Raw genomic sequence first — 14,083 nt, forward strand, 5'->3', positions numbered from 1 at the left:
GCCCCGCGGGGGGTTGGGCGCCCTGGCCCCCGCCCCGGGGGGGGGGCGCCCCCCCGGGCTAACCCCCCCCCCCCCCCCGGGCGGGGGGGGGGCCCCCCCCCCCCTGGGCCCCCCCCCCCCGGGCGCCACGTTTCTGCGTCCCCGCGGAGCGGTTACGCCTCCTCGTGGGAGGCCACCGCGCGGCGCGCGTCCGCGTCCAGGACACCCCAGCTGATCAGCTGCTCGGTGAGGACCGACGGCGACTGGTCGTAGATGACGGCGAGGGTGCGCAGGTCGTCCTGCCGGATCGAGAGCACCTTGCCGTTGTAGTCACCGCGCTGCGACTGGATCGTCGCCGCGTAGCGCTGCAGCGGGCCCGCCTTCTCGGCCGGCACCGTGGCCAGCCGCTCCAGGTCCAGGACCAGCTTCGGCGGCGGCTCGGCGGCTCCGCCCGGGGTGGTACCCGGCAGCAGCTCCTGCACCGGAACTCCGTAGAAGTCCGCCAGCTCCGCGAGGCGCTGCACGGTCACGGCGCGGTCGCCGCGCTCGTACGAACCGACCACGACCGCCTTCCAACGGCCCTGGGACTTCTCCTCGACACCGTGGAGGGAAAGGCCCTGCTGGGTGCGGATCGCCCGGAGCTTGGCCCCGAGCTGTTTGGCGTATTCGCTGGACATATAGCTCCCCGGCACTGTGTCGACGCGACTCTGGCTGGTTTCCATGCCGCGCGGCTGGTAACTCACTGTGAGGTTACGCAGCGTTACTCTCGTGCGTCAAGCCGAATGGTCCACACCGACTCTTCCGTGGTAGCGAGGATCGGCTACGCCATTGGGGTGATCGGGGGTGTCGTTCCGTGCGCATTCCGGCCTGATAGCCTGAGTGACGCAATCCGACGTCCTTTAAGGTCCGTCCCGTGAGGCGGAGAAGGAGGTCCGTTTCACATGGACAAGCAGGACACGCAGGAACCGCGGTCCGATGCGCGGCCCGTTCTCGAAGGCCCCGACATCGCGCGGGTACTGACCCGCATCGCCCACGAGATCGTCGAACGCGCCAAGGGCGCCGACGACGTGGTGCTCCTCGGCATCCCGACCCGAGGCGTCTTCCTCGCCCAGCGGCTCGCCGCCAAGCTCGAGCAGATCACCGAGCGCAAGGTACCGGTCGGCTCGCTGGACATCACCATGTACCGCGACGACCTGCGCATGCACCCGCCGCGTGCGCTGGCCCGCACCGAGATCCCCGGTGACGGCATCGACGGCCGGCTGGTCGTCCTTGTCGACGACGTGCTCTTCTCCGGCCGCACCATCCGCGCCGCCCTCGACGCGCTGAACGACATCGGGCGCCCCCGCGCGGTGCAGCTCGCCGTCCTCGTCGACCGCGGCCACCGCGAACTGCCCATCCGCGCCGACTACGTCGGCAAGAACCTCCCCACGTCGCTGCGGGAGACGGTCAAGGTCCTGCTCGCCGAGGAGGACGGTCGCGACACCGTGCTGCTCGGCGCCAAGCAGACCGCCCAGTAGCACCGCGGGGCGCACGCCGACGGCGTGCGTCGGCCCGGCACGCCCACGCGCGTACCCGTCTGCCCTGATTTCGCCTCATTGAACTGCCTTACGGAGCCTGACAGATGCAGCGTCATCTCATCTCGGCCGCCGACCTCACCCGCGACGACGCCGTCCTGATCCTCGACACCGCCGAGGAGATGGCCCGGGTCGCCGACCGGCCGATCAAGAAACTCCCGACCCTGCGCGGCCGGACCGTCGTGAACCTCTTCTTCGAGGACTCCACCCGCACCCGGATCTCCTTCGAGGCCGCCGAGAAGCGGCTCTCCGCGGACGTCATCAACTTCACCGCCAAGGGCTCCAGCGTCTCCAAGGGCGAGTCCCTGAAGGACACCGCCCAGACCCTGGAGGCCATGGGCGTCGACGCCGTGGTCATCCGGCACGGCGCCTCCGGTGCCCCGTACCGCCTCGCCACCTCCGGCTGGATCGACGCCGCCGTCATCAACGCGGGCGACGGCACCCACCAGCACCCCACCCAGGCCCTCCTCGACGCCTTCACCATGCGGCGCCGGCTGGTCGGCCGGGACGCCGGGCTCGGGCAGGACCTCTCCGGTCGGCGCATCACCATCGTCGGTGACGTCCTGCACAGCAGGGTCGCCCGCTCCAACGTCGACCTGCTGCACACCCTCGGCGCCGAGGTCACCCTCGTCGCCCCGCCGACCCTGCTGCCGGTCGGCGTCGACACCTGGCCCTGCGAGGTGTCGTACGACCTCGACTCGACGCTGACCAAGTCCGACGCGGTGATGATGCTGCGCGTCCAGCGCGAGCGGATGAACGCCGCGTTCTTCCCCACCGAGCGGGAGTACTCGCGCCGCTACGGCCTCGACGGCGACCGCATGGCGCGGATGCCCGAGCACGCCATCGTGATGCACCCCGGCCCGATGGTCCGCGGCATGGAGATCACCGCCGAGGTCGCGGACTCCGACCGCTGCACCGTGATCGAGCAGGTCACCAACGGGGTCTCCATCCGGATGGCCGTCCTCTACCTGCTGCTGGGCGGCAACGAACCCGCCGTCGCCCCCGCCCGTACCACCACCGAGGAGAAGTAAGAACGATGAGCAAGATCCTGATCCGCGGTGCGAAGGTGCTCGGCGGCGAGCCGCAGGACGTCCTGATCGACGGCGAGACGATCACCCGGGTCGGCACCGGCCTGTCCGCCGACGGCGCCGAGGTCGTCGAGGCCGGCGGCAAGGTGCTCCTGCCGGGCCTGGTCGACCTGCACACCCACCTCCGTGAGCCCGGCCGCGAGGACTCCGAGACCGTCCTGACCGGCACCCGCGCGGCGGCGAGCGGCGGCTACACCAGCGTCTTCGCCATGGCCAACACCTTCCCCGTCGCCGACACCGCCGGCGTCGTCGAGCAGGTCTGGCGGCTCGGGCAGGAGTCCGGCTACTGCGACGTGCAGCCCATCGGCGCCGTCACCGTCGGCCTGGAGGGACAGAAGCTCGCCGAGCTGGGCGCCATGCACGAGTCCGCGGCCGGCGTCACCGTCTTCTCCGACGACGGCAAGTGCGTCCACGACGCCGTGATCATGCGCCGCGCCCTGGAGTACGTGAAGGCCTTCGGCGGCGTCGTCGCCCAGCACGCCCAGGAGCCGCGGCTGACCGAGGGTGCCCAGATGAACGAGGGCGTCGTCTCCGCCGAGCTGGGGCTCGGCGGCTGGCCGGCGGTCGCCGAGGAGTCGATCATCGCGCGGGACGTGCTGCTCGCCGAGCACGTCGGCTCCCGCGTCCACATCTGCCACCTGTCGACGGCGGGCAGCGTCGAGATCGTCCGCTGGGCCAAGTCCCGCGGCATCCACGTCACCGCCGAGGTCACCCCGCACCACCTCCTCCTCACCGACGAGCTGGTCCGCTCGTACGACCCGGTCTACAAGGTCAACCCGCCGCTGCGCACCGAGCGCGACGTGACGGCCCTGCGCGAGGCGCTCGCCGACGGCACCATCGACATCGTCGCCACCGACCACGCCCCGCACCCGCACGAGGACAAGGACTGCGAGTGGGCCGCCGCCGCCATGGGCATGGTCGGCCTGGAGACCGCGCTGTCGGTGGTGCAGGAGACCATGGTCGACACGGGCCTGCTGGACTGGGCCGGCGTCGCCGACCGCATGTCCTTCACGCCCGCGCGCATCGGACGGGCCGCGGGCCACGGCCGTCCCGTCTCGGCAGGTGAGCCCGCCAACCTCACCCTCGTCGACACGGCATACCGTGGCCCTGTGGACCCCGCGGGCTTCGCCTCGCGCAGCCGCAACACCCCGTACGAGGGCCGCGAGCTGCCGGGCCGTGTCACGCACACCTGGCTCCGGGGCAAGGCCACGCTCGTCGACGGGAAGCTCACGTGACACCTGTACTCCTGCTGGCCGCCGGGAAGGAATCGGCGGAAGTGACCGACTGGGCCGCCCGGATCGGCTGGGTCGTCGGACTCGCCCTCTTCGTGGCGCTCGTCTACTGGCTGATGCGCGAGGGCTGGAAGTGGCGCGGCACCCTCCAGGGCGACCTGCCGGAGCTGCCCACCGTGCCGGACGACCCCGGCCCGGCGAGACTGACGATGAGCGGCCGCTACCACGGCTCCACCACCGCCGGTCAGTGGCTCGACCGCATCGTGGCGCACGGCCTGGGCACCCGCAGCCGGGCCGAGCTCACGCTGACGGACGCCGGACTGGACGTCGTACGCCCCGGGGCGAACGACTTCTTCGTCCCGGCCCACGCGCTGCGCGGAGCCCGGCTCGACAAGGGCATCGCCGGCAAGGTCCTCACCGAGGGCGGCCTGCTGATCGTGACCTGGGCGCACGGCGAGCGGCAGATCGACTCCGGCTTCCGCTCCGACCACGCGGCCGAGCACCACGCATGGGCCGAGGCCCTGAACCAGATGATCAACAAGACGGAAGGCGCACGATGACAACCTCCACCAGGGGAACCAACAAGGTTCCCGCCGTACTCGTCCTGGAGGACGGCCGGATCTTCCGCGGCCGTGCCTACGGGGCGGTGGGGGAGACCTTCGGCGAAGCGGTGTTCTCCACCGGCATGACCGGCTACCAGGAGACTCTCACCGACCCGTCGTACCACCGCCAGGTCGTGGTGATGACCGCCCCGCACGTCGGCAACACCGGCGTCAACGACGAGGACGCCGAGTCGAAGCGGATCTGGGTCTCCGGCTACGTCGTGCGCGACCCCGCGCGCACGCCCTCCAACTGGCGCTCCCGGCGCTCGCTGGACGAGGAGCTCGCCGCGCAGGGCGTCGTCGGCATCAGCGGCATCGACACCCGCGCGCTCACCCGCCACCTGCGCGAGCGCGGCGCCATGCGCGTCGGCATCTTCAGCGGCGACGCCGTGCGCGACGACGCGGCGCTGCTGGCCCGCGTCCAGGAGGCGCCGCAGATGAAGGGCGCCGACCTGTCCGCCGAGGTCGCCACCACCGAGCCGTACGTCGTCCCCGCGATCGGCGACAAGAAGTTCACGGTCGCCGCCGTCGACCTCGGCATCAAGGGCATGACCCCGCAGCGCATGGCCGAGCGCGGCATCGAGGTGCACGTCCTGCCGGCCACCGCGACCGTGGACGACGTCTACGCCGTGAACCCGGACGGCGTGTTCTTCTCCAACGGCCCCGGCGACCCCGCCACCGCCGACCATCCGGTCGCCCTGATGCGGGCGGTCCTGGAGCGCGGCACCCCGCTCTTCGGCATCTGCTTCGGCAACCAGATCCTGGGCCGCGCCCTCGGCTTCGGCACCTACAAGCTGAAGTACGGCCACCGCGGCATCAACCAGCCGGTGCAGGACCGTACGACCGGCAAGGTCGAGGTCACCGCGCACAACCACGGCTTCGCCGTCGACGCCCCGCTGGACGAGGTCTCCGAGACCCCGTTCGGCCGCGCCGAGGTGTCCCACGTCTGCCTGAACGACAACGTGGTGGAGGGCCTCCGGCTGCTCGACCGCCCGGCCTTCAGCGTCCAGTACCACCCCGAAGCGGCAGCGGGCCCGCACGACGCCGCCTACCTGTTCGACCGCTTCACGTCTTTGATGAGCACAGTCCCGATGGAGGGCCAGCGTGCCTAAGCGCACCGATATCCAGTCCGTCCTGGTCATCGGCTCCGGCCCGATCGTCATCGGCCAGGCCGCCGAGTTCGACTACTCCGGCACCCAGGCGTGCCGCGTGCTGAAGTCCGAGGGTCTGCGCGTGATCCTCGTCAACTCCAACCCGGCGACGATCATGACCGACCCGGAGATCGCCGACGCCACCTACGTCGAGCCGATCACCCCCGAGTTCGTCGAGAAGATCATCGCCAAGGAGCGGCCCGACGCGCTGCTGCCCACCCTGGGCGGCCAGACGGCCCTCAACACCGCCATCTCGCTGCACGACAACGGCGTCCTGGAGAAGTACGGCGTCGAACTGATCGGCGCCAACGTCGAGGCCATCAACAAGGGCGAGGACCGCGACCTGTTCAAGGAGGTCGTCGAGGAGGTCCGCAAGAAGACCGGACACGGCGAGTCCGCCCGCTCGGTCATCTGCCACTCCATGGACGACGTCCTCGCCGGCGTCGACACGCTCGGCGGTTACCCGGTCGTCGTGCGCCCCTCCTTCACCATGGGCGGCGCCGGCTCCGGCTTCGCCCACGACGAGGAGGAGCTGCGCCGCATCGCCGGGCAGGGCCTCACCCTCTCGCCGACCACCGAGGTGCTCCTGGAGGAGTCCATCCTCGGCTGGAAGGAGTACGAGCTGGAGCTGATGCGCGACAAGAACGACAACGTCGTGGTCGTCTGCTCCATCGAGAACTTCGACCCCATGGGCGTGCACACCGGCGACTCGATCACCGTCGCGCCCGCGATGACGCTCACCGACCGCGAGTACCAGACCCTGCGCGACGTCGGCATCGCGATCATCCGCGAGGTCGGCGTCGACACCGGCGGCTGCAACATCCAGTTCGCGGTGAACCCGGTCGACGGCCGCGTCATCGTCATCGAGATGAACCCGCGCGTGTCGCGTTCCTCCGCCCTGGCCTCCAAGGCGACCGGTTTCCCCATCGCCAAGATCGCCGCCAAGCTCGCCGTCGGCTACACCCTCGACGAGATCCCCAACGACATCACCCAGGAGACCCCGGCCTCCTTCGAGCCGACGCTCGACTACGTCGTCGTGAAGGCCCCCCGGTTCGCCTTCGAGAAGTTCCCGAGCGCGGACTCCACCCTCACCACCACCATGAAGTCGGTCGGCGAGGCCATGGCCATCGGCCGCAACTTCACCGAGGCCTTCCAGAAGGCGCTGCGCTCCCTGGAGAAGAAGGGCAGCCAGTTCACCTTCGTCGGCGAGCCCGGCGACAAGGACGAGCTGCTGCGCGAGGCGGTCCGCCCGACCGACGGCCGGATCAACGCCGTCATGCAGGCGATCCGCGCGGGCGCCACGCCGGAGGAGGTCTTCGCGCACACGAAGATCGACCCCTGGTTCGTCGACCAGCTCTTCCTCATCAAGGAGACCGCCGACGAGCTGGCCGCCGCCTCCGAGCTCACGAGCGAGCTGCTCGCCGAGGCCAAGCGGCACGGCTTCTCCGACCAGCAGATCGGTGAGATCCGCGGTCTGCGCGAGGACGTCGTCCGCGAGGTCCGCCACGCGCTCGGCATCCGCCCGGTCTACAAGACGGTCGACACCTGCGCCGCCGAGTTCGCCGCGCGGACGCCGTACTTCTACTCCTCCTACGACGAGGAGACCGAGGTCGCGCCCCGCGAGAAGCCCGCGGTGATCATCCTGGGCTCCGGCCCGAACCGCATCGGCCAGGGCATCGAGTTCGACTACTCCTGCGTCCACGCCTCCTTCGCGCTGTCCGGCGCCGGCTACGAGACCGTGATGGTCAACTGCAACCCGGAGACCGTCTCCACCGACTACGACACCTCCGACCGGCTCTACTTCGAGCCGCTCACCCTGGAGGACGTCCTGGAGATCGTCCACGCCGAGCAGCAGGCCGGACCGGTCGCGGGCGTGATCGTCCAGCTCGGCGGCCAGACCCCGCTCGGCCTGTCGCAGGCGCTGAAGGACAACGGCGTGCCGATCGTCGGCACCTCCCCGGAGGCCATCCACGCCGCCGAGGACCGCGGCGCCTTCGGCCGGGTCCTGGCGGAGGCCGGACTGCCGGCCCCCAAGCACGGCACCGCCACCACCTTCGCCGAGGCCAAGGCCATCGCCGACGAGATCGGCTACCCGGTCCTCGTCCGCCCGTCCTACGTGCTCGGCGGCCGCGGCATGGAGATCGTCTACGACGAGACCCGGCTGGAGTCGTACATCGCCGAGTCGACCGAGATCAGCCCCTCCCGGCCGGTCCTCGTCGACCGCTTCCTCGACGACGCCATAGAGATCGACGTGGACGCCCTGTACGACGGCGAGGAGCTCTACCTCGGCGGCGTCATGGAGCACATCGAGGAGGCCGGCATCCACTCCGGCGACTCGGCGTGCGCCCTGCCCCCGATCACCCTCGGCGGCTTCGACGTCAAGCGGCTGCGCGCCTCCACGGAGGCCATCGCGCGCGGTGTCGGTGTGCGCGGTCTGATCAACATCCAGTTCGCGCTGGCCGGGGACATCCTGTACGTCCTGGAGGCCAACCCGCGCGCCTCGCGCACCGTCCCCTTCACCTCGAAGGCGACCGCGGTGCCGCTGGCGAAGGCCGCCGCGCGGATCTCGCTGGGCGCCACCGTCGCCGAGCTGCGCGCCGAGGGCCTGCTCCCGGCGAACGGCGACGGCGGCGAGCTGCCGCTGGACGCGCCGATCTCCGTCAAGGAGGCCGTGATGCCGTGGTCCCGCTTCCGGGACATCCACGGCCGCGGCGTCGACACCGTCCTCGGCCCGGAGATGCGCTCCACCGGCGAGGTCATGGGCATCGACTCCGTCTTCGGCACGGCGTACGCCAAGTCGCAGGCGGGCGCCTACGGCCCGCTGCCGACCAAGGGACGGGCGTTCATCTCGGTCGCCAACCGCGACAAGCGCTCGATGATCTTCCCCGCGCGGGAGCTGGTGGCGCACGGCTTCGAGCTGATGGCCACCTCCGGCACCGCCGAGGTGCTCCGGCGCAACGGCATCACCGCCACGGTCGTGCGCAAGCAGTCCGAGGGCCCCGGCCCGAACGGCGAGAAGACCGTCGTCCAGCTCATCCACGACGGCGAGGTCGACCTCATCGTCAACACCCCGTACGGCACCGGCGGCCGCCTCGACGGCTACGAGATCCGTACGGCCGCCGTGGCGCGGTCCGTGCCCTGCCTGACGACGGTCCAGGCGCTCGCCGCCGCCGTCCAGGGCATCGACGCGCTCAACCGCGGCGACGTGGGCGTCCGCTCACTGCAGGAACACGCGGAGCACCTGACCGCGGCCCGCGACTAGCAGCAGCCCGCAGGGGGGACACCGGAAACGGTGTCCCCCTCTCCATGAGGACACCATGTACAAGATTCTCTTCACCCTGCTCTTCCGGCGGATGGACCCCGAGCAGGCCCACCACCTGGCCTTCCGCTGGATCCGCCTGGTCGCGCGCGTCCCCGTGCTGCGGACCTTCGTCGCCGCCGTGCTCGCCCCCCGCCACGAGGAACTGCGCACCGAGGCCCTCGGGCTGCGTCTGCACAGCCCCTTCGGCCTCGCCGCCGGCTTCGACAAGAACGCCGTCGGCATCGACGGCCTGGCGATGCTCGGCTTCGACCACGTCGAGATCGGCACGGTGACCGGGGAGCCGCAGCCCGGCAACCCCAGGAAGCGGCTGTTCCGCCTGGTCGCCGACCGGGCCCTGATCAACCGCATGGGCTTCAACAACGAGGGTTCGCTGGCCGTCGCGGCCCGCCTGGCCTCCCGTACGCCCGTCTTCAGGACGGTCGTCGGCGTCAACATCGGCAAGACCAAGGCCGTCCCCGAGGACGAGGCTGTCGCCGACTACGTGAAGTCCGCCGAGCGGCTGGCGCCCTACGCCGACTACCTGGTCGTCAACGTCTCCTCCCCGAACACGCCGGGGCTGCGCGATCTGCAGGCCGTGGACCACCTGCGCCCGCTGCTCGCCGCCGTCCGGGAGGCCGCCGACCGCACGGTGCCCGCCCGCCGGGTGCCGCTGCTGGTGAAGATCGCCCCCGACCTCGCCGACGAGGACGTCGACGCGGTCGCCGACCTCGCCGTGGAACTCGGCCTGGACGGCATCATCGCCACCAACACCACCATCGCCCGCGAGAGCCTCGGCCTGACGTCCTCGCCCGCCCTCGTCCAGGAGACCGGCGGCCTCTCCGGCGCCCCCCTCAAGGCACGCTCCCTGGAGGTGCTGCGCCGCCTCTACGCGCGCGTGGGCGACCGGATCACCCTGGTCGGCGTCGGCGGCGTCGAGAACGCCGAGGACGCCTGGCAGCGCATCCTGGCCGGTGCCACGCTGGTCCAGGGGTACAGCGCCTTCATCTACGAGGGCCCCTTCTGGGGCCGCGCCATGCACAAGGGGCTCGCCGCGCGGCTGCGCACCAGCCCGTACGCCACGCTCGCCGACGCGGTGGGCGCCGACGTGAGGACGACGGCATGACCGGTCCGGAACCCTTCGGCGCGCGGCTGCGCCGCGCGATGGACGAGCGGGGCCCGCTGTGCGTGGGCATCGACCCGCACGCCTCCCTGCTCGCCGAGTGGGGCCTGAACGACGACGTCACGGGCCTGGAGCGGTTCAGCCGCACGGTCGTCGAGGCGGTCGCCGACCGCGTCGCCGTGCTCAAGCCGCAGAGCGCCTTCTTCGAGCGCTTCGGCTCGCGCGGCGTCGCCGTCCTGGAGGAGACGGTCCGGGAGGCGCGGGCGGCCGGGGCGCTGGTCGTCATGGACGCCAAGCGCGGCGACATCGGCTCCACCATGGCCGCCTACGCCGAGTCCTTCCTGCACGAGGACGCGCCCCTGTTCTCCGACGCGCTCACCGTCTCGCCGTACCTCGGTTACGGCTCGCTCAGCCCGGCCGTCGCGCTGGCCCGCGAGACCGGCACCGGGCTGTTCGTGCTGGCGCTGACGTCCAACCCGGAGGGCGGCGAGGTCCAGCACGCGATCCGCGCCGACGGGCGCACCGTCGGGGCGACCGTGCTCGGGCACCTGGCCGTCGAGAACGCGGGCGAGGAGCCGCTCGGGTCCTTCGGCGCGGTGGTCGGCGCGACGCTCGGCGACCTCTCCTCGTACGACCTGGACATGGGCGGGCCGATCCTCGCGCCCGGTATCGGCGCGCAGGGGGCCACGGCGGCCGATCTCCCGGCGGTCTTCGGCCGCGCGGTGCGCAACGTGGTGCCGAACGTCAGCCGGGGAGTGTTGCGCCACGGTCCCGACGTGGTCGCTCTGCGTGACGCCGCGGAGCGTTTCGCGGAGGAGATCGGGACCGCCGTGACGCGGGCCTGAAGCGGCGGACGGGGGAATCCGTGGTCGCCGGACTCTGGATACATCCTCAAATCCGGGGGATTATGTCTTAAATGTCCGGCCTGGCAGAGGCTGACCAGGACTTTTCCGCAGTTCTCGCTGACTCCGGCGGAGTTGGCCGCTAGTCTCCGACGGAGAGTGAACGGACGACGGTGTCGTTCGTGACTCCTCAGGTGTGGGGCGACTAGGTTCCTCACCGGTCCGTATCCGACAGTTCGACATCCGAGGTGACGTAGGCGTGGCTCTTCCGCCCCTTACCCCTGAACAGCGCGCAGCCGCGCTCGAAAAGGCCGCCGCGGCTCGCCGGGAGCGGGCCGAGGTCAAGAATCGACTCAAGCACTCCGGCGCCTCCCTTCACGAGGTCATCAAGCAGGGCCAGGAGAACGACGTCATCGGCAAGATGAAGGTCTCCGCCCTGCTGGAGTCCCTGCCGGGCGTGGGCAAGGTCCGCGCCAAGCAGATCATGGAGCGACTGGGCATCTCCGAGAGCCGCCGCGTGCGTGGTCTCGGTTCCAACCAGATCGCCTCCCTGGAGCGAGAGTTCGGCAGCACCGGTTCCTGAGCACGGGCCAGTCCGGGACCGACGTCCCGGACACCCCGTGATTGCTGGAATAATCGCTGCATGACTGAACGTCCGCGGCTGACCGTGCTCTCCGGCCCCTCCGGGGTCGGCAAGAGCACGGTCGTCGCCCATATGCGCAAGGAACACCCCGAGGTCTGGCTCTCGGTGTCGGCGACGACCCGGGCGCCCCGTCCCGGGGAGCAGCACGGAGTCCACTACTTCTTCGTCACCGACGAGGAGATGGACAAGCTGATCGCCAACGGCGAGCTGCTGGAGTGGGCCGAGTTCGCTGGCAACCGCTACGGCACCCCCCGCGCGGCGGTGCTGGAGCACCTGGAGGCGGGCGTGCCGGTGCTGCTGGAGATCGACCTCCAGGGCGCGCGGCAGGTCCGCGAGTCCATGGCCGAGGCCCGGTCGGTGTTCCTGGCCCCTCCCTCCTGGGAGGAGCTCGTGCGCAGGCTCACGGGCCGGGGCACCGAGTCGCCCGAGGTCATCGAGCGCCGGCTGGAGGCCGCGAAGACCGAACTGGCAGCCGAGCCGGAGTTCGACACCACCCTGGTCAACACCTCCGTCGAGGACGTGGCCCGCGAGCTGCTAGCCTTGATGAACGTCGTGTGATCGTGAGCAATCGTTCACCGGTCGCGCCGACTGAATCTTTCCCATCCATCGGAAGGTAGAGCGTGTCCTCTTCCATCTCCGCGCCCGAGGGCATCATCAACCCGCCGATCGACGAGCTCCTCGAGGCCACGGACTCGAAGTACAGCCTCGTGATCTACGCGGCCAAGCGGGCCCGCCAGATCAACGCGTACTACTCGCAGCTCGGCGAGGGCCTGCTCGAGTACGTCGGTCCCCTCGTCGACACCCACGTCCACGAGAAGCCGCTCTCGATCGCCCTGCGCGAGATCAACGCGGGACTGCTGACCTCCGAGGCCGTCGAAGGCCCCGTTCAGTAATCGGTCGGTACGTCGTATCAGCTGATCGCAGCTGACTTTTCCACAGGCCCGGCAGCACGTTGCCGGGCCTGTGGTGTCTCATGGGGGTGGTCGCACATTTCCGAGGTCCGGGGAGAGACGGTGGACAAGCCGAAGGTCGTTCTGGGGGTCAGCGGTGGCATCGCCGCGTACAAGGCCTGTGAGCTGCTCAGGCGGCTGACGGAGTCGGGACACGACGTACGGGTCGTCCCCACCGCCTCCGCACTGCACTTCGTCGGCGCCGCCACCTGGTCCGCGCTCTCCGGGAACCCGGTCTCCACCGAGGTCTGGGACGACGTCCACGAGGTGCCGCACGTCCGCATCGGACAGCACGCCGACCTGGTGGTCGTCGCCCCCGCCACCGCCGACACGCTCGCCAGGGCGGCCCACGGCCTGGCCGACGACCTCCTCACCAACACCCTGCTCACCGCCCGCTGCCCGGTCGTCTTCGCCCCCGCCATGCACACCGAGATGTGGGAGCACCCGGCCACCCGGGAGAACGTGGCCACCCTGCGCCGCCGCGGCGCCGTCGTGATCGAACCGGCCGTCGGCCGCCTCACCGGCGTCGACACCGGCAAGGGCCGGCTGCCCGACCCGGGCGAGATCTTCGAGGTCTGCCGCCGGGTGCTGGCCCGCGGCGTCACCGGGCCCGACCTCGAGGGCCGGCACGTCGTCGTCAGCGCCGGAGGCACCCGCGAGCCCCTCGACCCCGTCCGCTTCCTCGGCAACCGCTCCTCCGGCAAGCAGGGCTACGCCCTCGCCCGCACCGCCGCCGCCCGCGGCGCCCGCGTCACGCTGATCGCCGCCAACGCCACCCTGCCCGACCCGGCGGGCGTGGACCTCGTCCGGGTCGGGACCGCGATGGAACTGCGCGAGGCCGTCCTCGGCGCCGCCGCCGACGCGGACGCCGTGGTCATGGCCGCGGCCGTCGCCGACTTCCGGCCGGCCGCCTACGCCACCGGCAAGATCAAGAAGAAGGACGACCAGGAGCCCGAGCCCATCACCCTGGTACGGAATCCGGACATCCTCGCCGAGATCTCCGGCGACCGGGTGCGCGCCGGACAGGTGATCGTCGGCTTCGCCGCCGAGACCGACGACGTGCTCGCCAACGGCCGCGCCAAGCTGAAGCGCAAGGGCTGCGACCTGCTGGTGGTGAACGAGGTGGGGGAGCGCAAGACCTTCGGCTCCGAGGAGAACGAGGCCGTGGTGCTGGGTGCCGACGGCAGCGAGACCCCCGTCGCGCACGGCCCGAAGGAAGCCCTGGCCGAAACAGTGTGGGACCTGGTGGCCGAGCGCCTCGGATGAGTGGTTCATTCTTCGTCCGCGGTTCCCCGAAACCCGGCTCGTTCGGGGCGTGGCGCCTCTGGCCAACCTCGCCGAGCATGGGCAGAATGCCCGTGCCGCAGGTCACAGCGCTCTCGCGAGACGAGACAGGGGGACCCGTGGCGAAGCGCGACCGATAAACTGTTCCACGGACGGCGTCGGGTGCAGCCCCCGCCGTTCGCCAATGATCAGCCAGCAGCCGCTGCAACCCCAGGGAGCGTTGTGTCCCGTCGCCTGTTCACCTCGGAGTCCGTGACCGAGGGTCACCCCGACAAGATCGCTGACCAGATCAGCGACACCATTCTCGACGCACTCCT

General features: G+C 70.9%; 14 protein-coding genes. 13 read left to right on the plus strand and 1 reads right to left on the minus strand.

Annotation, left to right across the window (positions count from 1 at the left end; genetic code table 11):
* Positions 1 to 152: 152 nt before the first annotated feature.
* Positions 153 to 656: a transcriptional regulator BldD gene (bldD, locus tag ACH5AO_RS32935; protein ID WP_018570201.1), complete on the minus strand. Its 504-nt coding sequence runs from the start codon at positions 654 to 656 to the stop codon at positions 153 to 155.
* Between the two features lie 264 nt (positions 657 to 920).
* On the opposite strand from bldD, the gene pyrR reads away from it, so the two are divergent.
* From pyrR to ACH5AO_RS33000, 13 genes are all read left to right on the plus strand, one after another.
* On the plus strand, positions 921 to 1,496 hold the full coding sequence (pyrR, locus tag ACH5AO_RS32940) for a bifunctional pyr operon transcriptional regulator/uracil phosphoribosyltransferase PyrR (protein WP_398931116.1): 576 nt from the start codon (positions 921 to 923) through the stop codon (positions 1,494 to 1,496).
* 104 nt (positions 1,497 to 1,600) lie between these two features.
* Positions 1,601 to 2,584, plus strand: coding sequence for an aspartate carbamoyltransferase catalytic subunit (locus tag ACH5AO_RS32945; protein ID WP_398931118.1), 984 nt, complete (start codon positions 1,601 to 1,603; stop codon positions 2,582 to 2,584).
* 5 nt (positions 2,585 to 2,589) lie between these two features.
* Positions 2,590 to 3,876 (plus strand): dihydroorotase, encoded by a 1,287-nt coding sequence (locus ACH5AO_RS32950; protein ID WP_398931120.1) that lies wholly within the window; start codon positions 2,590 to 2,592, stop codon positions 3,874 to 3,876.
* A complete protein-coding gene (locus ACH5AO_RS32955; RefSeq protein WP_398931122.1) occupies positions 3,873 to 4,433 on the plus strand; it encodes a hypothetical protein in 561 nt (186 codons plus the stop codon). The genes ACH5AO_RS32950 and ACH5AO_RS32955 overlap by 4 nt, the downstream gene beginning before the upstream one ends.
* The gene (gene carA, locus ACH5AO_RS32960; RefSeq protein WP_398931124.1) at positions 4,430 to 5,587 is read left to right on the plus strand and encodes a glutamine-hydrolyzing carbamoyl-phosphate synthase small subunit; all 1,158 of its coding nucleotides are present in this window, start codon (positions 4,430 to 4,432) and stop codon (positions 5,585 to 5,587) included. The genes ACH5AO_RS32955 and carA overlap by 4 nt, the downstream gene beginning before the upstream one ends.
* Positions 5,580 to 8,888 (plus strand): carbamoyl-phosphate synthase large subunit, encoded by a 3,309-nt coding sequence (gene carB / locus ACH5AO_RS32965; RefSeq protein ID WP_398931126.1) that lies wholly within the window; start codon positions 5,580 to 5,582, stop codon positions 8,886 to 8,888. Before carA ends, carB begins: the two co-directional genes overlap by 8 nt.
* Before the next feature lie 55 nt (positions 8,889 to 8,943).
* Entirely contained in the window at positions 8,944 to 10,050 is a 1,107-nt protein-coding gene (locus ACH5AO_RS32970) for a quinone-dependent dihydroorotate dehydrogenase (protein ID WP_398931127.1), read from the plus strand.
* Positions 10,047 to 10,892, plus strand: coding sequence for an orotidine-5'-phosphate decarboxylase (gene pyrF, locus ACH5AO_RS32975; protein WP_398931129.1), 846 nt, complete (start codon positions 10,047 to 10,049; stop codon positions 10,890 to 10,892). The genes ACH5AO_RS32970 and pyrF overlap by 4 nt, the downstream gene beginning before the upstream one ends.
* Positions 10,893 to 11,148: 256 nt before the next feature.
* Positions 11,149 to 11,472, plus strand: a complete 324-nt coding sequence (locus ACH5AO_RS32980; RefSeq protein ID WP_003977346.1) for an integration host factor — start codon at positions 11,149 to 11,151, stop codon at positions 11,470 to 11,472.
* Between the two features lie 60 nt (positions 11,473 to 11,532).
* Entirely contained in the window at positions 11,533 to 12,090 is a 558-nt protein-coding gene (gene gmk, locus ACH5AO_RS32985; RefSeq protein WP_398931131.1) for a guanylate kinase, read from the plus strand.
* Between the two features lie 62 nt (positions 12,091 to 12,152).
* On the plus strand, positions 12,153 to 12,425 hold the full coding sequence (gene rpoZ, locus ACH5AO_RS32990; RefSeq protein WP_187823194.1) for a DNA-directed RNA polymerase subunit omega: 273 nt from the start codon (positions 12,153 to 12,155) through the stop codon (positions 12,423 to 12,425).
* Positions 12,426 to 12,545: 120 nt separating this feature from the next.
* A complete protein-coding gene (coaBC, locus tag ACH5AO_RS32995; RefSeq protein ID WP_398931133.1) occupies positions 12,546 to 13,748 on the plus strand; it encodes a bifunctional phosphopantothenoylcysteine decarboxylase/phosphopantothenate--cysteine ligase CoaBC in 1,203 nt (400 codons plus the stop codon).
* 240 nt (positions 13,749 to 13,988) lie between these two features.
* A partial coding sequence (locus ACH5AO_RS33000) for an S-adenosylmethionine synthetase N-terminal domain-containing protein (RefSeq protein WP_352332740.1) occupies positions 13,989 to 14,083 on the plus strand: 95 nt, incomplete at its 3' end.

Origin of the sequence: Streptomyces sp. NPDC018964 (genome assembly GCF_044390325.1) — a bacterium.
GTDB lineage: Bacteria > Actinomycetota > Actinomycetes > Streptomycetales > Streptomycetaceae > Streptomyces.

Coding starts and splice junctions, on each gene's coding strand:
- carA (WP_398931124.1), top strand. CDS start 4,430: ATGACAACCTCCACCAGGGGAACCAACAAGGTTCCCGCCGTACTCGTC.
- gmk (WP_398931131.1), top strand. CDS start 11,533: ATGACTGAACGTCCGCGGCTGACCGTGCTCTCCGGCCCCTCCGGGGTC.
- pyrR (WP_398931116.1), top strand. CDS start 921: ATGGACAAGCAGGACACGCAGGAACCGCGGTCCGATGCGCGGCCCGTT.
- ACH5AO_RS32970 (WP_398931127.1), top strand. CDS start 8,944: ATGTACAAGATTCTCTTCACCCTGCTCTTCCGGCGGATGGACCCCGAG.
- pyrF (WP_398931129.1), top strand. CDS start 10,047: ATGACCGGTCCGGAACCCTTCGGCGCGCGGCTGCGCCGCGCGATGGAC.
- ACH5AO_RS32945 (WP_398931118.1), top strand. CDS start 1,601: ATGCAGCGTCATCTCATCTCGGCCGCCGACCTCACCCGCGACGACGCC.
- bldD (WP_018570201.1), bottom strand. CDS start 656: ATGTCCAGCGAATACGCCAAACAGCTCGGGGCCAAGCTCCGGGCGATC.
- ACH5AO_RS32950 (WP_398931120.1), top strand. CDS start 2,590: ATGAGCAAGATCCTGATCCGCGGTGCGAAGGTGCTCGGCGGCGAGCCG.